This window comes from Athalassotoga saccharophila (assembly GCF_009936215.1).
Lineage (GTDB): Bacteria > Thermotogota > Thermotogae > Mesoaciditogales > Mesoaciditogaceae > Athalassotoga > Athalassotoga saccharophila.
Genome location: NZ_AP019551.1, coordinates 17,657 through 40,919, shown reverse-complemented (window position 1 = coordinate 40,919; position 23,263 = coordinate 17,657). Strand labels below are relative to the sequence as shown.

24 protein-coding genes and 1 tRNA gene are annotated in these 23,263 nt (G+C 40.5%); all 25 read left to right on the top strand.

Features of this window, described 5'->3' with window-relative positions:
* The first annotated feature begins 3 nt into the window (after positions 1-3).
* The 25 genes from ATHSA_RS00200 to ATHSA_RS00080 all read left to right on the top strand — a co-directional run bounded on the left by ATHSA_RS00200 (position 4) and on the right by ATHSA_RS00080 (position 23,259).
* Complete coding sequence (locus ATHSA_RS00200) at positions 4-1,083, top strand: glycosyltransferase family protein (RefSeq protein WP_269473932.1); 1,080 nt, start codon at positions 4-6, stop codon at positions 1,081-1,083.
* A gap of 2 nt (positions 1,084-1,085) precedes the next feature.
* Positions 1,086-2,153 (top strand): non-hydrolyzing UDP-N-acetylglucosamine 2-epimerase, encoded by a 1,068-nt coding sequence (gene wecB, locus ATHSA_RS00195; protein ID WP_161847184.1) that lies wholly within the window; start codon positions 1,086-1,088, stop codon positions 2,151-2,153.
* Entirely contained in the window at positions 2,150-3,424 is a 1,275-nt protein-coding gene (locus ATHSA_RS00190) for an NAD(P)/FAD-dependent oxidoreductase (protein ID WP_161847183.1), read from the top strand. Before wecB ends, ATHSA_RS00190 begins: the two co-directional genes overlap by 4 nt.
* A 1-nt stretch (position 3,425) precedes the next feature.
* On the top strand, positions 3,426-4,670 hold the full coding sequence (locus tag ATHSA_RS00185) for a PhoH family protein (RefSeq protein WP_161847182.1): 1,245 nt from the start codon (positions 3,426-3,428) through the stop codon (positions 4,668-4,670).
* A 10-nt stretch (positions 4,671-4,680) separates the two neighbouring features.
* On the top strand, positions 4,681-5,688 hold the full coding sequence (namA, locus tag ATHSA_RS00180; protein ID WP_161847181.1) for an NADPH dehydrogenase NamA: 1,008 nt from the start codon (positions 4,681-4,683) through the stop codon (positions 5,686-5,688).
* 29 nt (positions 5,689-5,717) lie between these two features.
* Positions 5,718-5,975, top strand: coding sequence for an FmdB family zinc ribbon protein (locus ATHSA_RS00175; protein WP_232060094.1), 258 nt, complete (start codon positions 5,718-5,720; stop codon positions 5,973-5,975).
* 38 nt (positions 5,976-6,013) lie between these two features.
* A tRNA-Pro gene (locus tag ATHSA_RS00170) sits at positions 6,014-6,090 on the top strand.
* A gap of 88 nt (positions 6,091-6,178) precedes the next feature.
* Complete coding sequence (gene tsf, locus ATHSA_RS00165; RefSeq protein WP_161847180.1) at positions 6,179-6,775, top strand: translation elongation factor Ts; 597 nt, start codon at positions 6,179-6,181, stop codon at positions 6,773-6,775.
* A gap of 42 nt (positions 6,776-6,817) precedes the next feature.
* Complete coding sequence (pyrH, locus tag ATHSA_RS00160; RefSeq protein ID WP_161847179.1) at positions 6,818-7,519, top strand: UMP kinase; 702 nt, start codon at positions 6,818-6,820, stop codon at positions 7,517-7,519.
* Positions 7,520-7,577: 58 nt separating this feature from the next.
* Positions 7,578-8,138, top strand: coding sequence for a ribosome recycling factor (gene frr / locus ATHSA_RS00155; RefSeq protein ID WP_161847178.1), 561 nt, complete (start codon positions 7,578-7,580; stop codon positions 8,136-8,138).
* Positions 8,135-8,791, top strand: coding sequence for a polyprenyl diphosphate synthase (gene uppS / locus ATHSA_RS00150; protein WP_161847177.1), 657 nt, complete (start codon positions 8,135-8,137; stop codon positions 8,789-8,791). The genes frr and uppS overlap by 4 nt, the downstream gene beginning before the upstream one ends.
* On the top strand, positions 8,788-9,627 hold the full coding sequence (locus ATHSA_RS00145; RefSeq protein WP_161847176.1) for a phosphatidate cytidylyltransferase: 840 nt from the start codon (positions 8,788-8,790) through the stop codon (positions 9,625-9,627). Before uppS ends, ATHSA_RS00145 begins: the two co-directional genes overlap by 4 nt.
* On the top strand, positions 9,624-10,763 hold the full coding sequence (locus ATHSA_RS00140) for an MFS transporter (RefSeq protein WP_269473931.1): 1,140 nt from the start codon (positions 9,624-9,626) through the stop codon (positions 10,761-10,763). The genes ATHSA_RS00145 and ATHSA_RS00140 overlap by 4 nt, the downstream gene beginning before the upstream one ends.
* A gap of 63 nt (positions 10,764-10,826) precedes the next feature.
* Positions 10,827-12,164 carry a DEAD/DEAH box helicase gene (locus ATHSA_RS00135; RefSeq protein WP_232060093.1) on the top strand — a complete coding sequence of 446 codons (1,338 nt, stop codon included), beginning with the start codon at positions 10,827-10,829 and terminating at the stop codon, positions 12,162-12,164.
* 195 nt (positions 12,165-12,359) lie between these two features.
* Positions 12,360-13,502 carry a sugar ABC transporter substrate-binding protein gene (locus ATHSA_RS00130; protein ID WP_161847173.1) on the top strand — a complete coding sequence of 381 codons (1,143 nt, stop codon included), beginning with the start codon at positions 12,360-12,362 and terminating at the stop codon, positions 13,500-13,502.
* Positions 13,503-13,516: 14 nt separating this feature from the next.
* The gene (locus tag ATHSA_RS00125; RefSeq protein WP_232060092.1) at positions 13,517-15,547 is read left to right on the top strand and encodes an ABC transporter permease; all 2,031 of its coding nucleotides are present in this window, start codon (positions 13,517-13,519) and stop codon (positions 15,545-15,547) included.
* The gene (locus tag ATHSA_RS00120; RefSeq protein ID WP_161847171.1) at positions 15,540-16,190 is read left to right on the top strand and encodes a 16S rRNA (guanine(527)-N(7))-methyltransferase RsmG; all 651 of its coding nucleotides are present in this window, start codon (positions 15,540-15,542) and stop codon (positions 16,188-16,190) included. The genes ATHSA_RS00125 and ATHSA_RS00120 overlap by 8 nt, the downstream gene beginning before the upstream one ends.
* Complete coding sequence (locus ATHSA_RS00115; RefSeq protein WP_161847170.1) at positions 16,191-16,928, top strand: lipoate--protein ligase family protein; 738 nt, start codon at positions 16,191-16,193, stop codon at positions 16,926-16,928. It begins immediately after the preceding gene.
* Positions 16,919-17,581, top strand: coding sequence for a 16S rRNA (cytidine(1402)-2'-O)-methyltransferase (rsmI, locus tag ATHSA_RS00110; protein WP_161847169.1), 663 nt, complete (start codon positions 16,919-16,921; stop codon positions 17,579-17,581). Before ATHSA_RS00115 ends, rsmI begins: the two co-directional genes overlap by 10 nt.
* Positions 17,578-18,726: an MFS transporter gene (locus tag ATHSA_RS00105; RefSeq protein ID WP_161847168.1), complete on the top strand. Its 1,149-nt coding sequence runs from the start codon at positions 17,578-17,580 to the stop codon at positions 18,724-18,726. The genes rsmI and ATHSA_RS00105 overlap by 4 nt, the downstream gene beginning before the upstream one ends.
* 117 nt (positions 18,727-18,843) lie before the next feature.
* Complete coding sequence (gene hfq / locus ATHSA_RS00100) at positions 18,844-19,077, top strand: RNA chaperone Hfq (RefSeq protein WP_161847167.1); 234 nt, start codon at positions 18,844-18,846, stop codon at positions 19,075-19,077.
* A gap of 87 nt (positions 19,078-19,164) precedes the next feature.
* Complete coding sequence (locus ATHSA_RS00095) at positions 19,165-19,869, top strand: periplasmic heavy metal sensor (RefSeq protein ID WP_161847166.1); 705 nt, start codon at positions 19,165-19,167, stop codon at positions 19,867-19,869.
* Between the two features lie 59 nt (positions 19,870-19,928).
* On the top strand, positions 19,929-20,939 hold the full coding sequence (locus tag ATHSA_RS00090) for a TolC family protein (RefSeq protein ID WP_161847165.1): 1,011 nt from the start codon (positions 19,929-19,931) through the stop codon (positions 20,937-20,939).
* Positions 20,936-22,228, top strand: a complete 1,293-nt coding sequence (locus ATHSA_RS00085) for a TolC family protein (protein ID WP_161847164.1) — start codon at positions 20,936-20,938, stop codon at positions 22,226-22,228. Before ATHSA_RS00090 ends, ATHSA_RS00085 begins: the two co-directional genes overlap by 4 nt.
* The gene (locus ATHSA_RS00080; protein ID WP_161847163.1) at positions 22,225-23,259 is read left to right on the top strand and encodes an efflux RND transporter periplasmic adaptor subunit; all 1,035 of its coding nucleotides are present in this window, start codon (positions 22,225-22,227) and stop codon (positions 23,257-23,259) included. The genes ATHSA_RS00085 and ATHSA_RS00080 overlap by 4 nt, the downstream gene beginning before the upstream one ends.
* Positions 23,260-23,263: the final 4 nt, after the last annotated feature.

Here is a 23,263-nt window from a genome sequence, read left to right as displayed (position 1 = left end):
AAATTGAAAGTCTTATACGGCCTGTGTACATGGGGCTTAGGTCATATGACGCGCAGTTTACCAATAATGAGAAGACTCGTAGACGAAGGTCACAAACTCTTCATATACACTTCGGACAGACCTTTAATAGCGTTGAAAAAAGAATTCGGAGACAAATGTGAATACATAGAAAGCGTCGAATATCCAAGCCCTTACACTAAGAATGGCACTTTTGGGTTGAGAATCACTTTGATGATGCCGGCCATTATAAATGCCATAATGAAGGAACACAGAGAAGTAATTAAATTGTCGAGAGATCTTGACATAGACGTACTGATATCCGATTCCGAATACGGAGTTTTCGATAAGTCAAAACCTTCGTTTTTCATATTTCATCAGTTAAGGTATGTTCCACCTAATTTTCTTTCGGTTTTGAAAAATCAAACAGAAAGGTTTAACTATTACTTCAGAAATTCCTTTACAAAATTCATCGTTCCAGATTTTCCTTTTAACGGAGGGTTAACCGGAAATCTTTCTCACAACCTTTCTTACATCGATCCAGAACAGGTCAAATACATAGGAATTCTTTCAGATTACCAAAGAATGAACCTTCCTCAGGATATAGATTATCTCATCTCTCTTTCCGGAAGAGAGCCGAGTAGAAGCGTTTTCGAAAAGAAAATAGTGGATCAGATAGGCGCTCTAAAGGGAAATGTTGTGCTTGTGCGCGGAATGCCAGAAAATGCCGAGAAGTTGAAAATACCAAATGTTGAAGTGATAAATTATGCCGGAAAGGGATTGAGAGACGAACTTATGAACAGGGCAAAGTTCGTGATAGCGAGATCTGGATATTCTACCATAATGGATATGGTCGAACTTGGGAAAAAGGGTCTTCTTGTGCCGACGCCGGGACAGACGGAACAGGAATATCTGTCAGAGTACCTCGCGGAAAAACTTTATTTCTATTCTGTAGATGAAGAAGAACTCGATCTCGAAAGAGACATCGAGATAGCAAAGAGTTACAATGGTTACAGGCCACCGTGGAGAACCGAACAAAGTGTTGAGAAGTTCATGGATGTTATAAGTGCCACAATTGGAGGTTGAAGGTGAAGATAGTATCTATAGTCGGAGCAAGACCGCAGTTCATAAAAGAAGCGTTGATTGGAAAAAAATTGGAAGAATTTGGAATAGAAGAAGTTCTTGTTCATTCGGGCCAGCATTACGATTTCAACATGTCAGACATTTTCTTTAAGATACTCGAAATAAAAAATCCGAAATACAATCTTGGAGTCGGATCTGGAACTCACGCGGAACAGACGGGAAAGATTATGATGGAATTTGAAAAGATTCTAATCGATGAAAAACCCGACCTTGTCCTTGTCTACGGAGATACGAATACGACTCTTGCCGGCGCCCTGACGGCGGCAAAACTGAAGATTCCCGTCGCCCATGTCGAAGCCGGTCTAAGACAGGAACCGAAGGACATGCCCGAAGAGATAAACAGGGTTTTGACTGATAGAATCTCTCACTTCAAATTTTGTCCTTCTTTAAAAGCCATAGAAAACCTTAAGGCCGAAGGAATAAGAGATGGGGTTTATTTCACCGGAGATGTTATGTTAGATGTTTTTATCAAGATAAAAGAGAAGACAGATATGAAAAGCGTACTCGATAAGTACGATCTGAAACCTCAAAAATACGTCCTTTCGACCATCCACAGGGATTTCAATACGGATGTAAAAGAGAGACTCGAATCCATATTGAAAGGTTTATCAAAGGTGTCTGAAAGGATGGATGTAATCCTTCCACTTCATCCGAGAACCAAAAAAAGAATCTCCGAATTCGATCTTTTCAAATTCACAAAAAACATAAAAATAATAGATCCGGTTGGATATGACGAAAGCGTTGCCCTCACGTGCAATGCCTTTCGTGTCGTTACAGACAGCGGGGGCCTTCAAAAGGAGGCGTATTTTGCGAAAGTGCCCGGTGTCGTGATGATGAAAGATACTGGATGGATAGAATTGATAGAATCTCGGTGGAATATCCTCGTCGACGCAGACGATGAGATGATCTATGAAGGCGTATTTAACCATCCTCTTCCCGAGGAAATGGATAACATATATGGCGATGGAAATGCCTCCGAGAAGATCGTTGAAATAATAAAGGAGAAATTATGAAAATAGGCGTCATTGGATTTGGAGCGGCCGCGATAGGATTCATCGATGAGATAAAGGATTCTGACAATGAAATACACGTGATAGAAAGATCTCCCGACATCTACAGTTCGAGCATCTCTGGAATAAGATCTGATGGGAAACTCTTTGTCTCCTCAAGCATGGGAGGAGAGATAGAGATACCGCTTGAAACTCAAAAAGAAGTCGTGAATTTCTATCTTGAAAAACTCGATGAGGCAGAAAGAAAAGAGGTAAAGACTGGAATATCTTTTGACAGGAATTCTCCATTCTTTGAAAAGTTTTATTCAAAGGGATTCGAACCTGTCAATGCCTATTTTTATCATATAGGAACTGATAAATTGAAGAATCTTCTTGGAAGAATTTACGATGAATTTTCTTCATTCAAGAATGTAAAATTCCATTTTGGCATAAAGGTTGAAAATATAAAGTTAGAAGGAGAAAAAATAAGGGTTACTGGCACGGACTTTGAAGAACTCTTCGATTACGTTGTTGTGGCGGTGGGAAGATCCGGACATGGTCTTATAAAAACCGTTACGGCAGATCATCCAGAACTTGTTACATCCGGAAATATAGTGGATGTTGGAATAAGGTACGAATTGCCAGATCACGCCGTTGAAAAATTGAACGCAGAGATGTACGAGTTCAAGGTTAGAATGAGGGCAAAGACCGGCTACATGGTAAGGACCTTTTGTAACAACCCATCTGGTAAGGTGGTGCTCGAGGAGTACGAAGATTTCGTCACTGTCAATGGCCATTCCAATTCGAATGGAAGCAGCGAAAACACGAACTTCGCGGTCCTTTGCAGCACGTCTTTCACCGAGCCATTCAACGATCCGATAGGATACGGAACATACATAAGTAAACTCGGAAATATTCTTGCTGGAGGAAGAAAGGTTATACTCCAGACTTACGCGGAATTTCTTGAGAATAAAAGAACAAAAAGGATAGGAAGGGTAAAGCCAACGTTGAGTGAAAAGAATTACATCCTTGGAGATATAAATCTCGTCCTCCCAAGAAGAATAGCCATATCAATTGCCGAGTTCATAGAAAAACTTGGCGAGGTTGTGCCGGCTATTGCTTACCCGGATAATTTGATGTACGCAGTCGAGGTTAAATTCTATTCGAAGAAGATAAACAACGAAAGGTATAGAAATCTCAAATTCATAGGTGACTGTAGCGGTCACACAAGATCGATAACTTACGCTACGTGCCATGGAAAGATAATTGGCAGAATGTTGAGAGGGGAGGCTTGAAATGATAAAGAATTACGTTCTCGATACGAACGTTTTGATCCACGATCCGAATGCGATCCATTCCTTTGAAGACAACAATCTCATAATTCCATTGCCCGTCATTGAAGAGATAGACAAACTCAAAGGCAGACCCGGCGAGATCGGAATGAGCGCAAGACAGGTGGCAAGAGAACTCGACAACTTAAGAAAAAATGGTAAGTTGTTCAAGGGCGTTAAAATAGACGGCGGTGGCACGTTGAAAGTCGAGGTAATAGAGGATTTCAAAGAAATGCCGAGATTTTTATCGGACAAGGTCATGGATGACTGGATACTATTTTACACCATGGAAATAATCAGAAAAACTCCCGATCTAAAGACCATCCTTGTCAGCAAGGACATAAACATGAGAATAAAGGCAGATGCCCTCGGAATCGAGGCACAGGATTATTTAAAGGACAAAACAGATGAAATGGCCCTTTTCAGGGGATATTTAGAGGTAAATTCAGATCCTCAAAACTTCGATCCCGTGAAGAACAAAGTAAGGGAAAATGAATTCGTTAAATTCGATTCGAAGATATTCAGATTTAAAAATGGGAAATTCATTCCAATCTCGGTAGATCAAAATACGAATGTATGGGGCATACATCCTCTTAACTTTGAACAATCAATGGCACTCGATCTTTTGCTCGATCCAGACCTTAACCTCGTTACTCTTATGGGAATAGCAGGAACTGGAAAAACGCTTCTTTCGATAGCGGCAGCCCTTGAAATGGTTACAAACTCGAAGATATACAAAAAGATCACCGTCACAAGGCCGGTCATTCCCATGGGAAAGGACATAGGATTCCTTCCGGGCAGCGCCGAAGAAAAGATGAAGCCATGGCTTGAGCCCATAAGAGACAACCTTGAATTTCTATTCGACAATGCGGGAAAATCCATCTCAAAAATAGATTCGCTCAACTTTCTTCAGGTTGAGGCTTTAAGTTACACAAGGGGAAGGACGATACCCCATCAATTCATAATAGTCGATGAATCTCAAAATCTGACCCCTCACGAGGTAAAGACCATAATAACGCGTGCAGGTATTGGAACAAAGATAGTTCTAACCGGAGATATTTCCCAGATAGACAGCCCTTATCTTGATGCCTTTTCGAATGGCCTTTCTTACGTGACGGCAAAATTCGCAAATCAGAAGATCGCGGGTCATCTTACGCTTTCTATAGGCGTAAGATCGGATCTTTCAACTCTCGCTTCTGAGATACTTTAAGGAGGCTATCATGCTTTTTGAAAAGATAAAGATCGGAGATCTCGAACTCAAAAACAGAATTGTCATGCCGGCGATGTGCCAGTATTCGTCCGACGGGACGGGAGTGGTGAAGTCATGGCATCTTTCACATTATCAAACAAGGGCCGTCGGAGGGACTGGACTTATAGTCATCGAGGCAACGGCAGTCGATCCGGACGGGAGGATTTCTAAAAATGATCTGGGAATATGGGAGGACAAGCAGATAGAAGGCCTTAAAAAACTCGTAGATCTCGTTCATGAAGGCGGATCGAAGATCGCAATTCAACTTGCCCACGCCGGAAGAAAGTCGAAAGCGACTGATGAACCCATTGCCCCTTCGGCCATAAGGTATAGCGAAAATTATTCAAAACCGCGCGAGATGACAAAGTCCGAGATAAAGGAGATCGTCGCGAAATTTTCTATGGCCGCCCGAAGATCAGAAATGGCAGGCTTTGATGGGATAGAAATACATGCCGCCCACGGATATTTGATAAATGAATTTCTTTCGCCTCTTACGAATAAAAGAGAAGATGAGTACGGAGGAAGCATCGAAAATAGAACTAAGTTTTTGTCCGAAATAGTCGATGGAATAAGAGAAAATTGGCATAAACCATTGTGGGTCAGGGTTTCGGCCTCCGATTACGCGAGAGGCGGAAATGATGTTGAGGATACAGTAGAAGTACTTAAGATTCTCGGAAAGCGTATAGATGGTGTGAATGTCAGCGGTGGTGGAGTAGTTCACGAACAGCAAATAAAGGTTTATCCCGGGTACATGCTCGAGAATGCGAAAAAGATAAGATCTCAGACGCATTTAACGACGATTGGCGGTGGGCTTATAAATTCTTACGAACTTGCCGAATTTGCCATCAATTCGCATTGCGATCTTGTCTTTGTCGGGCGCCAACTTTTGAGAGATCCTTACTGGCCATTGAAATGCGCAAAAGAGGCTGGCATAGATTTGGAATGGCCATTTCAGTACGAAAGGGCAAAAATTTATTGACACAACCTTAAATGTAAGTTAATGAGTTAATGTTAAAATCTTCCTTGAGAGTTAAAAAAAGAAAAATGGAGGCGATCGAGGTGCCACTTTACAGATATGTCTGTCCTAAATGTGGGCATGAGGAAGTGCTTTTGAAAAAATTTTCCGAAGCAGATGAAGTAAAATGCGAGGTGTGCGGTAGCAAAATGATAAGGCAGATGGGAAATCTTGAGACGATCGTCTTCAAAGGTAATGGTTATTACACGACCGATTTCAAGAAATCTCCAGCCGGTTCTTCAACAAAATAATTGAAAATTCATCTTTTTTATGGTATTCTATATGTAATCGGGGCGTGGCGCAGATGGCTAGCGCATCTGCATGGGGCGCAGGAGGTCGCTGGTTCAAGTCCAGTCGCCCCGACCAGAAAACCCATCCTTGAGGATGGGTTTTGATTTTGATATGGATAAATGGTAAAATCTTTTTCGGATAGATTTGAAAGGAGAGGAAAGCAGTGGAAATTTCTGCTATAAAGGTTAAAGAACTTCGAGACATGACCGGTGCCGGAATGATGGACTGCAAAAACGCCCTTGTAGAGAGCGGAGGAGACATGGAAAAAGCCAAGGAAATATTGAGAAAGAAAGGTCTATCTAAGGCGGACAAGAAGATGGGACGCGCTGCCAACAATGGATGGATAATCGATTACATCCATTTCAACGGAAGAGTTGGCGTGATGTTAGAACTGAATTGCGAGACAGATTTCGTCGCCAAGACAGAAGAATTCAAATCTCTCGGAAGGGAAATATGCAAACATATTGCCATGCAAAATCCCAAATACATAAGCAGGGAAGATGTCGATCCTGCGACATTGGAAAAGGAAAAGGAAATATACAGGGCCCAATATGCAGCAACCGGAAAGACGGGACAGGCACTTGAGAAGATAGTTGAGAACAAACTTGAAAAGTTCTACGAGGAAAATTGTCTTATGGAACAAAAGTTCTTCCTCGATGAGTCAAAAACTATTTCAGACATGATAAAAGAGGCAATAGCAAAATTAGGGGAAAATATTTCGATTGGCAGGTTTGTCAGATTTGAAATAGGTCAAGGGTGAGCGTATTGCTCACCTTTTTTATTTCCTTGGACGAGGTGCTATATGTATAAGAGGGTACTTTTGAAATTGAGTGGAGAGGTACTTTCTGGAGAGGGAAAGAAGGGCATAGACTACAAAATGGGAGAAATAATAGTAGATGAGATATATCAGGCCCTTCAAACGAATGTCAAACTTGGAATAGTCATAGGGGCTGGAAATCTTTTCAGAGGAGAGGAGTTATCTTATGTCGGATCCATAAATGCGGATCAGATAGGCATGCTCGGGACAGTTATAAACTCGATTTATCTCCTTTCTGCCTTGAAAAAGCGTGGAATAGGTGCCGTTGTGCTTTCGAAAATAATAGATCTGCCTTCTGTTGAGACTCTTACCTATGATGCTATAGAAAGGGCCTTTGAGGAGAATAAAGTTGTTATCTTTGCAGGCGGCACCTCGAATCCTTTGTTCACAACCGATACGGCGGCGGCATTGCGCGCGGCAGAGATGAATGCCGATTTACTTGTAAAAGGAACAAAGGTCGATGGAGTTTATTCGAAAGATCCCAAAAAATACATCGATGCGAGCAGATTCGAAAGATTAACATTCGAAGAGGCTATAAACTTGAATCTCACAGTTATGGATACTGCAGCCTTTGCCCTGTGCAAATCTCACTCTATTCCGATAATCGTCATGGACTTCTTCACCCGTGGAAACTTCCTGAAGGTGCTTAAAGGAGAACAGATAGGAACGCTTATCTTCAACAAATAGTTTGAATTCGTGTGATATAATTAAAAGAAATCAATTTCTTGAAAGGGGAGTATCGAAAATGGCAGTTAATCCATTGATAAGTCAGGCCAGAGAAAAGATGGAAAAGTCGATCGCGTCAGTTAAAACAGAACTTATGCATATAAGAACCGGCAGGGCTTCTGTTGCTTTGCTTGATGAGGTTAAACTGGATTATTACGGTACACCCACCCCTGTCTCACAGGTTGCGTCGATATCGGTTTCTGAAGCGAGGACTCTTTTGATAAAGCCGTGGGATAGGACCCTTCTGCCTTTAATCGAAAAGGCCATTTTGGCCTCCCAACTCGGTATTACCCCAGTAAATGACGGATCCGTCATAAGGTTGAACTTCCCTTCACCGACAACCGAACAGAGAAAGAGCCTTGTGAAAAAGTCAAAAGAAATCGTTGAAAATGGTAAAGTAGCGGTTAGAAATATAAGAAGGGACATTCTCAAAGTCTTGAAAGATCAAAAGGATGAAGGAAAGATAAGCGAGGATGATGAGAAGAGTTTAGAAGAAAGCCTTCAAAAGTTAACGGATGAATACGTGAAAAAACTCGATACGATCTTCGAGGAGAAGGAAAAGGAGATAATGGAGTTTTGATTCCACTTCACCTTGCAATAATAATGGACGGAAATGGAAGATGGGCCACGAATCGGAACCTTCCACGCTACGAAGGTCACTGGAAGGGTGCCAGTGTGGCCGAGAATGTGATTGAATGGTCAAATGACAGAGGGATCAAATACCTAACTCTTTTTTCTTTTTCGACCGAAAACTGGAAAAGGCCTCCGGAAGAGATAAAGATGATCTTTCATATTCTTGTCAAATATTTAAGCGATAGAATCAACAAAGTGATAGAAAAAAACGCAAGATTGCACTTTATTGGAGACATAGACGCGTTAAGTCCGGAAACGAGAGATGTATGTCTCAATTCTGAACTTCTTACTTCCAAATGTACCGGTATGGTTATAAATCTTGCCGTCAATTACAGCGGAAGATATGAGATTCTTAAGGCCGCTAAAGAATCAAAAGGTGAGAACTTTGAATCTTATCTTTACACGGCCGGTCAGCCGGATCCCGATCTTTTAATAAGGACCGGCGGGGAGAAGAGAATAAGCAATTTCATGCTCTGGCAGATGGCTTACACGGAATTCTATTTCACAGATGTGTTGTGGCCGGACTTTTCGGAAAATGATCTTGAAATGGCCCTTGATGACTTTTCAAAGCGTCAGAGAAGATTCGGAGGAATTCAATGAAAAAAGAGACAAAAATACGTCTTATAACCTCTGCTGTGGCAATACCGTTAGCGATTTTGTGCTTTTTCAATTTTTGGAGTACCGTTGCCCTTTCGGCGATCGCTGTGGGTCTTGCCGGTTACAATTACATTCAAATAACGCTTAACGGATCGAGAAAATTTCACAGGTACTTTTACATAATTGCCATACCCGGACTCAACGTAGTCTTTGGTTTTTTGGTTCACAATCCGGCGATGATAGTGCTTGCCTATTCTTTCGTTATGAGTTTGGGATTCTTTCTTGCGATAGCATTTAAAGATCCCAACGAGATTATAGAAAGAAACATAGTTTACGGAACGATGGGACTTTGGTATCTTTCATTTAACCTTGCTTTTTTCATTCTCATATATGCCCAATTCGATGCGGTCTATTCTTTGAGCGCTTTAGGATCTGCCTTTGTCTTTGATTCGGCCGCGTATTTTGTCGGGTCAAGATGGGGAAAGCATAAATTCATCAAAAGAATAAGTGCGGGAAAATCAATAGAGGGAATAATAGGTGGCTTTGTCTTTCTTATAATCTTCTTTTTGATATATGATTCTGTACTTTACCCATTCTTTGGCTGGCGTCATTTCAGTTGGATCTCAATCTTTGTGCTTTCGGCCGTATTTTCATTCTTTGACACGGTCGGAGATATAACACAGTCCGTCTTCAAAAGAAATCGTCAGTTGAAAAATGCCGGCAATATATTGCCCGGCCACGGAGGTTTTTGGGACAGGATAGATGGTCTTTTGATCTCCGTTCCAATGTATTACGTAACCTTTGTGATATTGAATAACTTCCATATACTTAAAGCATGATAAAGAAATATTCTTATTTCGCTTTTTTTGCGTTTGGATTTTTCGTGATGATCCTTCCAAGCGCCCTGCCACTTGCGATGAAAGAATTTGGCATGGATTATTCTCAAAGCGGATACGTTATGATGCTTGGCACGGGAGGATACATAGGCGGATCTTTGATATGCGCTCTCTTTGCCCACAGGATAGGTCTTAAGAGAATAGCGATGCTCGGATCTTTGATTTCAGCGGTAGGACTTTTTTATTTCTTTTTTGTCCATGATTTTTTAAATCTTTCCATTGCCAATTTTTCGACGAACATAGGGATGGGTTTTATAGAGACCGGCATAGGTGCGTTGATCGGATCTTTGGAAGAAAATGTTTCGAGTACACTTAACAAGGTCAACGCACTCTTTGCCCTTGGATCTTTTGTAAGTCCATTTGTCGTATCTTTCTTTATAAAATATGGAATTAACTGGCAATTCTCATATCTCTTCGCATCGGTGATAGCGTTTATCTCATTAGTCGTGTCTTTGAAAATAGGAAATATAAAAGAAAGGCCTGCCGTCTCTTCCCAAAAATTCAACGCATTCAGCGCATTTTTCGTAATGATATACGCCATGATAGGAATATACGTAGGATATGAAGCGACTTACTCTTCTTGGATAACGACCTTTTTGACGAATTTCAGGCATATCAACGTTGCAACGGCGGCACTGTCTTCGGCGATCTTCTGGATTGGAATGTTCGTCGGGAGGTTATTTGCAAGTTATATCAAGGTAAAAAACGAAATATGGTTAATCTTCATAGTCACATTTTCCCTTGCTGGCGTTATTTTTTCCATAGTGATACCGCAATTATACATCTCGATGTTTTTCATATTATTTAGCGGTTTCTTTTTTGCAAGTACGTATCCAACTATACAACTTATGCTTATAGAAAAGGCCGGGGCTGGAATAGGCAATCTCATGGGAATCTTTGTCTTTTTCGTTGGGATAGGGGCGACGCTGTCCCAATGGATCGTGAGCGGCCTTTCAAATGCCTTTGGTATCTTTGTTGGATTCAGCGTAATTCCTGTCATGGTGATGACGGAATTGATACTCTCATTTTCGATGAAGAGGAAAAATTCACACAACGAGATGGAAAATCGTAGTATATAAAGGATATAATTGAATATCTATAAAAGAAAGGAAACACGTATGGTTAAATTTTCAGATTTAAATTTGTCGGAGAACACTCTTAGCGCACTTGAGAGAATAGGAGTGAACACACCGACGCCAATCCAGTCGTTGGCAATACCGCCAACTTTGAAGGGGAAGGACGTAATAGGTCAGGCCCAGACGGGAACAGGAAAGACCTTTGCTTACATCCTTCCGGCAATTGAGAATATAACGGGAGATGGCTTGCAGATACTTGTTTTGTGTCCCACAAGGGAACTTGCACTTCAGGTAACCGGCGAGTTCAAAAAGTTCATCGATCCTCGAGACGTTGTCACAGTCTACGGTGGCCAAGAGATTTCTTACCAGATAAGGGCCATTAAAAAAAGCAAAGTGGTAGTTGGAACTCCCGGAAGACTTATCGATCATCTTCGCAGGAAAAGCATAAAATTGGACAGCATCAAAATGGTTGTCATAGATGAGGCCGATGAAATGCTTAACATGGGATTTATAGATGATGTTGGAACAATCCTCGAAGAGGTTCCACCTCAGAGACAGACCCTGCTCTTTTCTGCCACAATGCCAAAACCTATAATCGAGATCACAAAGAAATTTCAAAGGGATCCGATCCTTATAAAAGTTCCTTCGAAAGAGTTAACTGTTAGCGGCATCCACCAGCACTACTTTAGCGTGAAAGAAAAGGATAAGAACGAATTGCTCTTTAGAATACTCGATATTTACAATCCTCAAAGTGCGATGATCTTTTGCAACACCAAAAAAACCGTCGATGATCTTTCGTCTGCTTTAAAAGAAAACAATTATCTCGCTGACGCAATTCATGGCGATATAAAACAATTTCAAAGGGACAAAGTCATGAATGCTTTTAAATCTAAAAACGTTAAAATACTTGTGGCAACGGATGTAGCGGCTCGTGGTCTCGATATAAAGGACGTCGAGATCGTTATCAATTACGATCTTCCAAATTACAACGAGTATTACGTCCACAGAATCGGAAGAACCGGCAGAATGGGAAAGAGCGGGATTGCTTTCACATTCGTCACCTCTCATGAGATTTACAAATTACACGAAATAGAAAGATATGCCGGAAAGATAGAAAAACTCGAAATACCATCGATAGAAGATGTCGAAAACAAAAGCAAGACCGTACTTTTAAACAAGATAAGAGAAGAACTTGAAGGAGAAGGATATAAAAGATATATAGAGAACGCAAAGATGCTTGTCGAGGAGTTTTCCGAAGTAGAAGTCGTGGCGGCACTTTTGAAGATGAATGAGAAGAATTTTAGAAAGCGCGAATTCAAAGCGATCGAAAAGATAAGAGACAGAAGTGATTTCGAAAAAAGGTACGTAAAAAAAGATAGGCGGGTGGCACGAAGAAGAAATTGAAGATTACGCGCTGCGTCCCAAATTGTTGACTATACTAAATTCATTTAACCAATAGTCGCTCAGGCAGGTGCCCCGTTCGATGTCTGGTTCTTGCAAACTGCGCCGGACTTGGAGGCATCCTGTCATCTGAAGTAAGTGATCATTCGGAATTTCAACTTTGTTTGTATTGCTTGATCTGTATTGGAGGTGAAGATGGTGAAGAAGGTACTCATTATAACTTCGCTTTTGATCATTTCAATCTATGCATTTGCGACTGTGAATATCAACGTATGGTTCAGTTGGGAGGGACAAAAGGAGTTCGAAACCCTTGTGAACAAATTCAACGAATCCCAGTCCCTTTATCACGTTAATCTCGTCTACATTCCAAACATGACACAAAAACTCCAGATCTCTTTGAGCGCCGGAACGCAATTGCCGGATATAGCGCTTGTGCGCAATGACGTGATTGGCATGCTTGCAAATGCGAAAGTCATAACCCCCATCTCGACAGTCTCTACTTTGCCAGCATTTATGGATGCTTTCAAATTAAATGGTAAACTTTACGCATATCCTTATTACGCCGATCTTCAGGTTGTCTACCTTAACAGGAGCATTTACCAAAAATCTCTCCCCTACGACTGGACCTTGAATGACTTTGAAGAGGTTGCCTCCTCAATTAAAGAAACGGGTCATGTAGGACTTTCGATGAACGCTTTTTCTTCTTACTTTTTCAATTCTTTCTATGCGGCATTTAACGGAGGCAAAATTCCGATGGAAAATGGTGTACCAATAGTCAACAACGACGGTACAAAGAAGGCCTTTGAATTTTACAAAGATATATTCAACGTCAAAAAAATAGCGGTTTCTTACGATAAATCTGCCCTTATCCAGTCTTTCAAATCTGGAAAGGCCGGCATGTTAATTCAGGGATCATTTTTGATACCAGATTTCCTTTCGTCAAAACTTGACTTCACGATACTTCCCTATCCAACTCTCGACGGTAAGATGATACCTCCAACCTTTGATGCGAAAGGATTTGTAATCTTCACGGATAACAAGGCTGTAAGATCATTTCTTGACTACATAAGTAGGCCGGATAACGAAGTGTATTTTTGCAAATCAACCTACAAATTACCCGCCAGTATCGATGCTTTGCATGAGTTGGAGAATTCAAACGATTTCTTCAAAGTGATGGATTTAAGCGCGAGAAATGCCTTGATCGTACCGACTACGACGATCTTCAACGATGCTTATTCAAATGCTATAACGACCGCGTTACAGTTGTACCTTACGAAACAAATGTCTCTCGACGAGTCTCTTCAAAAGGCACAGGAATACATAAATTCTCAGGCTAAATGAACTTTTTTTGGCTTTTGTTTTCGGTAAGTCTTTTGATTTTTTCTCTAACAGTTGCAAGGGCAAAGCCGGTTTATACTTTAGCCCTTGCAATTTTATTGTTTCTCGTCAATTTTTTTCCTTTCGTATGGGGAGTTGGAATTTCCTTTTTTGATTTCTTCCCACCGGAGATGAAATTTGCCGGCATCAAAAACCTTAAAATGGCCTTTTTTGATCCAGGATTTATTCTCTCGTCTAAAATAACGGCTCTATGGGCGATGACCGTGATGGTAATCGAGATCGCTGTCTCTTATCTTCTGGCTATTTCGATTTACTCTATGAAAAAATTTTCCTCTTTGTTTTACACGTTAGTCTTACTACCGTGGGCCATCCCATCTTACATAAGCGTGATCTCGTGGACCTCTTTAATAGAGGGATACGGTGGAGACTCATTGCTTTCGCGCATTTTCGGAATGCCATTCGATCTTACCACGAATATACCGGCCGCTTTTTTATGGAGTGCTTTTGTTGCGGCATGGCTCGGCATTCCGATGGTAACGCTTGTCATATTGAGTAGCCTTCAGACGATCTCTCCAAACCTAAGAGATCTTGTCAAAATGGAAGGAGCCAATCCATTAGAGACCGCTTTGAATGTTTACATCCCGCAAACTTTTCCCGTCGTCTTTCCATACCTTTTCATAATTTTTCTTGAGTCTTTCAAAGAATTTTCAACCATCTTTCTTATGACGGGCGGAGGTCCGGCACTTGTCTCCGGCTTTGGCCTTAAGTCAATAGTGGGATCGACGACAACGCTTGGTGTATTAATGTATGATAAATTCAGTCTTACTCAAAATTACGGTGTACTTGGCGCATATTCAACGGCAATAGGGATCGTGATGGTCTTACTCGCATTTATAGGATGGAATTACAGATTCTCAAAAAAGAAAAGAAATTTGATCTTATCACTTGTGCTTGTCCATCTTTTATTCGATCTGTGGGGTATGGGATCTGGCATCTTTGGGATTTTCCCGGCCTTCTTTTACTTTGTCGCGCTTGTTTTGTATCTAAAAAGGCGCAAATTCAAAAAATACATCATGGCAGGTGGCTTGATCGATCTTGGATATCTGATTCTAAGCGTGTCTCAAAACGGGTTTGGCGGTATAAGCATATCGAGCATTATCTCTTTGATTCTCTCTGCAACGCTTGTCTTCGAAGGAAGAATATACGTCTCGCGCTTGAACCCATCGAAGGCCTTCTGGAAGATTTTAAAGATCGGATGGATGGGATTATGGACTGTGATAATCTTTCTGCCGGTTTGGAATGTCTTTGCTATGGGCTTTTCGAGAGAAAATCTTTTGCCAATCTCTTCTTTTTTACCGGATGGTTTTACCTTCGATAACTTTGTCTCTCTCTTTCAAAATTACGATTTTGGCCAAGCGATAATCAACAGCATCATAATAAGCGTAATGGCTATTCTCATAGCGATACTTACCATCTTTCCGGCAACATACGCTGCCGTTCACAACAAAAGTGCACTGAGACTTGGAATTGTCATTCTCGTCTCATCGCTCTTTACAGGCATGCACACGCTTATTCCTCTTGCAATAACCTTTAGATTTTTAGATCTTCTGAACAGTTATTTTGGAGTTGCGCTAATTCTTAGCGTTCATGCCGCGGCCATTTCGTATTTTTTACTCTACCCATTTTTGATCGAATTGCCGAAAAATATAGAAGAATCTGCGATGATAGACGGAGCAAATGGATTTACAAGGATGTTAAAGATAATTTTTCCTTTGAGTTTGCCCGTTTTATGGACTATAATAATATTTGTTTTTATAGACAGTTGGAGTTCATTCGTGATTCCACTTATATTTTTGAATAACCAGAATTTGTATCCCGTATCAATGACAATGTATAATTTAGTGGGTCAGTACGGTCTTACTTATTCAAAATGGAATATATTCGGAGCAGGATCGATTGTGAATATCGTAATCGTTGTTGTTGTCTTTTTGATGGCAAGAAAATACATAATAAGTGGCATAATATCTCGAAATGGAGTAGATGATTGAGATGGAACTTTTAGGGCCTCTGAAGATGAACCAGATAGATCTCGATCAGGCGGACATCGATAGATTGACGCTGTACATAAAAAAACTCGAAAAATGGGGAAATATCCATGCCTTAACTTCTGTTTCGGCCCGTGAAATACCTTACGTTTTTGTGGTCGAGCCAATTGTTGCCGCAAAAGCACTTGGAAATCTTGTTGATCCTTTGCGTTGTCTCGATATGGGGACCGGCTTTGGAAATCCCGGAGTGGCAATGTCAGTTTACTTCAAAAAGAGTGAATTTTTGCTTGTAGATGCCTCGTACAAAAAGACTGCCCTTTTGCGACAAATAGTCGATGAGGCGAAATTCGAAAGGATAAAGGTTGTGACATCGAGACTTGAAGAGTTGGAAGAAAAGGATTTTGATCTTGTAGTTTCGAGAGGAATAGGACCGCTCGATAGGACTTTAAGATATTCTCTCAAATTTTTGAAAGAAGGCGGACTTGTGGCTATCTTTAAAGCAAAGATAGATCAGCAGGAATTATCAACTGTCAGGGTGGAAAATTTGAAATTCGAAAGAACGATGAATTTGAGAGTTATGTATCCGTCAAAAGAAGCCTCAAGATATCTTATCGTTTATTCAAAATCTACAGTTTTGGAGAGTTGAATGATCTGGCAATTAGTAGATTCTGGGATTATGGATGGATTTAAAAATATGGCTTACGATCTTGCCCTTTTAGATAGCGTCCAAGATGAGCCTATTTTAAGGTTTTATGAATGGTATCCACCAGCACTTTCCATAGGAAGATTTCAGCGTACAGAGGATCTAAACATTGATTTTATAAGAAAAATGGGCTTCGATCTTGTGAGACGTCCGAGCGGAGGCAGGGCCGTTTTGCACTACGACGAACTCACATATTCGGTCATCTTACCTGCTTCTATGTCAAATAAAAGCGTTTTGGAAAGTTATCTCGAGATTTCGCGTGCGATTTTGAACGGGCTAAAAAGATTGAATTTAGACTGTCGTATTTCGAGGGACAAAAAAAATTACATGAGAAACTCAGCGTGTTTTGCCGTAACTTCTGTTTACGAAATCTCTGTTGATGGCAAAAAATTGGTCGGAAGCGCACAGGTAAGAAGAAATGGAAAGATACTCCAGCACGGATCCATTCCTTTCAAATCGCACGTGAAAGAATACGCGAATTCATTCAAAAACAGTGAGAGTCTCGATAAAATTCTTGAAGATTCGATGACATCGATCGAAGAACATCTCAAAATAACGATGGACGAATTGAAAAAGGCAATCCTTGAAGGTTTTATCGAGACTTTAAATATAGAGTTTCATCCACTTAAAACAGATGTTGATTTTGAAAAATATTTAAAAGAGGCCAAAGTATGGGATTAAAGATAGTGGCAACTCCTATAGGAAATCTTTCAGACATTTCTTACAGGGCCTTGGAGACTTTGAAATCGGTAGACGCTATTTTGTGCGAAGACACAAGAAGAACGATGAAATTGATAACTCATTTTGAGATATCTAAAGCGCTTATATCTTTCAACGATAACAACGCATCGAAAAAGATACCTTATCTTTTGGAAGAGATGAAAAAGGGTACTAATTACGCGCTTGTAAGCGATGCAGGGATGCCCGTTATATCAGATCCCGGAATGAAACTTGTGAATGAATGCCATGAAAATGGTATAGAGGTAGATGTCATACCGGGTCCGAGCGCTGTTGTATCTGCTGTGGCCGCGAGCGGTCTTAACGCTTCACACTTCGTGTTTTTGGGCTTTCTTCCGCGCGGATCTAAACTCAGAAAGATCTTGCGTGAAATGTTTGATATTGGTATACCAGTGGTCTTTTTTGAATCTCCTTACAGGATAAATGATACGCTCAAAGAGATATGCACACTCTCTCCACATTCGAGGGTTTTCGTTGCGAGGGAAATGACCAAGATAAACCAGACATTTTACAGGGGCACTCCGTGCGAACTTTGTGAAAAAGTTGATCCCGTCGGTGAGATCACCGTTGTGCTTGAGTGGGGGAAGGAATCTTGAGTTCTATAATATATTCCATCCTCGTAATAGTTTCTATGACCTTTGCGGTCAGGGCAAGCAACAACATGTTGGCAACTACCATCCCATTGCTTGTGAAGTACAATCTTAATTTCAACGGGGTCATGATAGGACTCATATCTGCCATTTTTTCCGTATCGACCTTTTTTATGAGTGGATTCATAAATTCCAGTCTAAAATCAAAAGACAGGCGAATACTCTTTATAACATCTTCCATCATTTACGCCATACTTTTTCCTTTTTTTGCCATTGCCAATTTCATAAGTGTATGGATACTTTCTATCGCGGTGGGATTCGTCTTGGGAGCCTTGATGCCAAATATAATCACTTCTGCAAGCCTTTATCCGGATCAAAGGGTAAGGGAGAGGGTCGTCTCGATTTACACGCTTGCGCTTAGTTTATCATTGATAGTCGGACCTACCATTGAATCTGCGATTCTAACGAAAATATCTTTGAGACAAACCTTCGTGTTTTTTGGAATCTTCGGAATACTGACGGCTATTCTCTCTTTTTTCATAAAATTTCCTCAAGAAGAGGTCAAAACTACCACCGTCAGGGCAAGCCATATCTTTAAAAATGTCGGATTTAGGATGTCTGTCATAAACAACTTAATGTACAATGTGCCATTTGCGATGATAACTGTCTTTGGAGGCATTTACGCGAAAGAAATGTTTCATGTCAACTATGCCATCGTGACACTGATGTTTTCACTTTTCTTTTCTACATCATTTGTAAGCAGGCTTTTTTTAACGATTAAACCCCCACAAAATATACCTTTACAAATGCTTGTATCGACACTTTTGACAGGCTTAGGCCTTATAATTCTTTTGATCTCGAACAATATATTCATTTATTCAATCTCTTTTTTGATCCTTGGAATTCCACATGGTCTAACCTATCCATTGTCTTTGTTGACGTTGACCCGAACCTTTCCACCAGAGTTAAGGAATCGGGCAAATAGTTATTTCTTTTCTATTTTGACGGCGATAGGCACCTTGATCCCGATAATATTTGGTGTAACTATTGAATTTTTTGGCATGAAGATGACCTTTGTCTTTATCACGATCTTTGTCTTTACGCTTCTGATTTTCTTAAAGAGGATATCGAAGGGGTTTGAACAGAGGTGATAGAATGAAGTTAGTTGAAAGGTGGAAAATGCGCTGTCCAATAATTAAGTTCATAGAAAGGCGCAGAATGAAAAAGACCAAACTTATCATAAAAAAATGAACATGGAGGAAAAAATTATGGCGAAAGAAAGTTTGCAGGACAGTTTTTTGAGTTTTATTCAGAAGAACAGAACGGAGGTAAAGATATACCTGACAAATGGCGTGCAAATAAAGGGCTTCGTAAAGGACTTCGATCCCTTTGTTGTCCTTGTTGAATCAGAGGATCAAAAGCAAAGCAGCATGATATACAAGGCGGCCATAAGTACCATAGTGCCCGCAGAGAAATACACACCTGACAGGGGAAAAGAATAAGTTGTGAAAGAGATTTGAAAAAATAAAACATACCACTCCTTTTGAAGGTCATATAGATAGAAACAAAAATTCGAAAGGAGTGGTTAGATGAAAAAGTTTTTAGTTCTTCTCTTCATACCCGTACTTGTGACGGGAATATTTGCGGCGTCTTCCACAACAACTCTTTCCCTCGGTGGATTGCTTTCTGGAGCAAATGCTTTTGTTCAGGAGTCTCAGGCAGTTCAACTTCAAACGCAGATCGGTCTTCTTGAGGTATTTAACGCAATGAAATTGACATCGGCTCAGGCCTCTGCTTTAGAGAGTTATCTCAAAGATTTCAAAACGCAGGTTAATGCCCTTCAGGATCAGAGAATAAAGGCATTGACTTCTTTAAGAGATGCCCTTGTTGCAAATGACGCTACGCAGGTAAGCGCGGCAAAGAGTGAAATTGCAAAACTTGATTCTCAGTACGCGAAATTAACGGAAAATTTGATAACTGAAGTCAAATCGACGATCACACTCGAGCAGGTAACCCTTCTCCAGCAGTATTTCGAGAAAACAGGTCTTGAAATGCAGCGCAAATTACTCGGTCCAAACGCAAGAAATGAAATAGGACAGGCCTTACCAAATAGAAATTTCAGATTCAACGTTGAGGTTAATCCACAGCAGATGTACAACATGATGAACCTTTTGCAGAATTTTGGAAGAAATGCAAGAATGCAGATCTTAAGGTCTCCGGATCTTGTCTACACTTTTGTCAATTTACCTTTCTATGATACTTTAATTCAGACGCTTCAACTTAAAGCCCAGTAAAGAATCCTTTAAAAAAGAAGGCGTGCGGTGATTGCCGCACGCATTTTTAAGGAGGAAATATGAAAAGATTTTTGATACTCATTCTATTCGTCATCCCAGTTTACGCATTTTCGATGACATTACCACAACTTTTTCAAAGTGCCGAGGCGACGAATACGATATTCCATATTGCCACTCTTAGTCTCGAACAGGCAAGTATGACATACCAGATGAACATGATTCAGGCCTCCATTCCAATCGTCAATCAAGGATCTGTCATATCGGCTCAAATCGCCTACAACACAGGCCTTCAAACATACCAGAATAATCTCAAAAATTATTATTCAAATATTTTGAGTTCGGCCTTTGGAGTCGAAATTGCAAAGATAAACCTCGAAATAGCCCAGATGAATTTGGACGTTTCAACTATGAATTACGCAAGCACTCTCGCACTTTTCAATCAGTCTATGGCATCGACAATATCTCTCCAGCAGGCTTCAATAACTGTAGATACAGATCAAAATAGCGTCAAAAATGCGTCATGGAATTACAACTTTGCCCTTTCGAATTTCACAAACACGACGGGTCTAAAGTGGAATATCGATTTCACCTTCCCAGATCTTTCAACAATTCCATCAAGTCAGACTATGTGGATCAACAACGATCCAAACGTTACACTTGCAAATCTTAATCTTCAAAATGCCAAGTATAACCTTGAAATAACGCCATCAAATGCGTCCCAGTATACTCTCAAGTTGGCCCAGATGCAGGTCGAACAGGCCTCTTTGAATCTTCAAAATGCGATTCTCAACTCCCAGAACAATTACTCTTCGGCCATTCAAAAACTCAGATACGATTATGAAAATGTTTTGAATTCGAAGGCAAATTTGGATATCGCAAAGAATAACCTTGACTTTTACACGAATGCCTACAATTCGGGCCTGATATCCCATTCAACCTATCTAAGCCAGTATAAAATACCCTATTTAAACACAGAACTTTCATATTACAACGCACTGCAAACCTATTGGAATGACTTGGTTTCCTATCTGCTTTCAATAGGCCTGAAGCCGGAGGTGGTTCTTAAGTGAAAAAATTCCTTCTTGTGCCAATTCTTATCTTGCCGGCCATGATCTTTGCTTCAAATGTTAATTTTTGGTCCATCTATAATATGGGTCTCAATCAAAATCCAACATACCAAAATGCCAATCTCCAGTTAATTCAGGCTCAAAACAATTTAAATGCCGTAAATTCAGTCTTTTACCCGACCTTAAGTCTTACAACATCGGCCCTTACATTAAATTCATCTGGAGTCTCTGTCACGTCCCAGTTGAATTTCACATTTGGACTTTTGAATCTTTATTCCACTCAAATAGGACTATCATTACCTTTGAATTTGAACAATTTCAGTTTTGGTAATCTTTATATAAGCGCTTCAAGGAATTTGATAGTCGAAAACGGTGCAAATTTAATGGAGGCGAAATCCTCTTATTCTAACGCCTTGTGGAATTTAGAGGTCACAAAATGGTCCTATTTAAACACACTCGTTCAAAATATCTTTAACTGGTATTTTTACCAGAGAATGATAGATCTCTATTCTCAGGAAGTACAAGTTCTTGAAGACGTTTACAAATCGATAAATCCATTGAATCAATCCCAGCAAAACAACGCCTACCAGCAATTGCTTTCGGCCCAGACGTCTCTTCAAAATTACAAAAATTCGATGCTTTCCATCCAGTCTCTTCCAAACTTTACGCCATATTCAACTGAACTGTACAAAGACACGATCTCCTTCGTTTCATCCCTGACTTCAAATGTTTCGACGAATGTGGATGTAGGCCAGATTGTATCCCAAAGGCAAGATGTTCAGGCGCTCGAGTATCAGTACAAGGCGTACAAATACCAGGCCGATTTATGGTACCTGCCGTTCATTCCAAATCCGTCTATAACCTTTTTACTGCCGGTAAACAATCCTTCAAAGTGGTCTCTGTCTTTGAGTTTGAACTTCTCGATTTTGAATGGAGGATTGAATATCTTGGAATCCCAGCAAAGGTTGACAAATGTTAGTATAGGACAGGAGAACCTGCAGAACGCCACAACTACTGACATTTTGTCGCTTAACGGGCTCTTTTTGAACCAGAAAACTCTTCAAATAAATCTTTTAGCGGCCCAGAATAGCGTTCAAACGGTTCTTCAGAATTTTCAGACAATCCAAGCCCTTTACGAAAAAGGACTTGAAAGTTTTGATGATTACGCGCTTGCTAATATAAATTACCAAATAGCACTTTTGAATCAAGAAAGGGTTCAACAGCAAATCTTGTTGAATAAAATTCAAATAATGCAAATGGAAGGGATGCCTTTTGGAGGTGAAACAATTTGAAAAAATGGATTGTCGTTATAGTCATAATAGCAGTTGTAGTAGCCGGTGCCGTGTGGTATTTTGAATTCAGAAAACCTGCCGCAACTTCAACTTCTTCCACAAATCCGGACTTAGAGGTAATAAATGGACCTCACATCAATTACACTGTAAGTGCGACGAGTATAGGAAATTATCTTCCGCTCGTTGGACAGGTAACATCCAATGTTTACAACATAGGCCCTTACATTTCGGGCCAGATAACCAATGTCTACGTCCAGCAAGGCCAACTCGTGAAGATGAACCAGCCTCTTGCAAAGTTGAATCCAACCCAGTACCAGTTAAATTACATCCAGGCCCTTAACAATTATTACAACGCGCTGCTCACACGCGCGGCCTCTTCTGTGATAGAACAGTACAGACTCGCGCTTCAACTTGCGCAGGAGAATTTGAATTACACGACGATAACATCACCTGCAACGGGATTCATACAAACTTTAAATGTTGCAACGGGGGATTTTGTCAATGCCCAGACATCCTCTTCAAACCTTATAACTATAATACAAAACACGAATATGTGGGTTAACGCTTACGTTAGCGAGGTAGATCTTGCGGACATACATGTTGGTCAGAAGGCCATAATAACCTTCACTCAACTTAACAATTTGCAACTTACAGGAACAGTTTCATTTGTCCAGCCCTTTGCGACGACCCAGAGTGGATTGACGGTAATACCTATAAATATAAAATTCGATCAGGATCCTTCAAAATACGGTGTTGTTTACGGCCTTGATTGCAACGTGAATCTCATCATAAGCACCTCTAAAGGCTTCCTTATTCCTTTTCAAGCCGTATTCACAGATCAAAATGGCCAAAGATATGTGCTGTTAAAGACTCCTTCTGGTTATCAAAGACAACCAGTGGTCCTTGGAAATCGCTATGGTATGATGGTTCAGGTTACAAGCGGTGTTAAGGAAGGCGACGTTTTGATAATGAAGGCCTTGTCACAAACCCAGAATAATGCTTTCCGTGGACTTGGTTTCGTGGGTAGATGATATC

Coding starts and splice junctions, on each gene's coding strand:
- namA (WP_161847181.1), top strand. CDS start 4,681: ATGCTTTTTGAAAAGATAAAGATCGGAGATCTCGAACTCAAAAACAGA.
- ATHSA_RS00090 (WP_161847165.1), top strand. CDS start 19,929: ATGAAAAGATTTTTGATACTCATTCTATTCGTCATCCCAGTTTACGCA.
- hfq (WP_161847167.1), top strand. CDS start 18,844: ATGGCGAAAGAAAGTTTGCAGGACAGTTTTTTGAGTTTTATTCAGAAG.
- ATHSA_RS00190 (WP_161847183.1), top strand. CDS start 2,150: ATGAAAATAGGCGTCATTGGATTTGGAGCGGCCGCGATAGGATTCATC.
- ATHSA_RS00120 (WP_161847171.1), top strand. CDS start 15,540: ATGATTGAGATGGAACTTTTAGGGCCTCTGAAGATGAACCAGATAGAT.
- ATHSA_RS00095 (WP_161847166.1), top strand. CDS start 19,165: ATGAAAAAGTTTTTAGTTCTTCTCTTCATACCCGTACTTGTGACGGGA.
- ATHSA_RS00140 (WP_269473931.1), top strand. CDS start 9,624: ATGATAAAGAAATATTCTTATTTCGCTTTTTTTGCGTTTGGATTTTTC.
- pyrH (WP_161847179.1), top strand. CDS start 6,818: ATGTATAAGAGGGTACTTTTGAAATTGAGTGGAGAGGTACTTTCTGGA.
- ATHSA_RS00145 (WP_161847176.1), top strand. CDS start 8,788: ATGAAAAAAGAGACAAAAATACGTCTTATAACCTCTGCTGTGGCAATA.
- ATHSA_RS00175 (WP_232060094.1), top strand. CDS start 5,718: ATGTTAAAATCTTCCTTGAGAGTTAAAAAAAGAAAAATGGAGGCGATC.
- ATHSA_RS00185 (WP_161847182.1), top strand. CDS start 3,426: ATGATAAAGAATTACGTTCTCGATACGAACGTTTTGATCCACGATCCG.
- rsmI (WP_161847169.1), top strand. CDS start 16,919: ATGGGATTAAAGATAGTGGCAACTCCTATAGGAAATCTTTCAGACATT.
- ATHSA_RS00115 (WP_161847170.1), top strand. CDS start 16,191: ATGATCTGGCAATTAGTAGATTCTGGGATTATGGATGGATTTAAAAAT.
- frr (WP_161847178.1), top strand. CDS start 7,578: ATGGCAGTTAATCCATTGATAAGTCAGGCCAGAGAAAAGATGGAAAAG.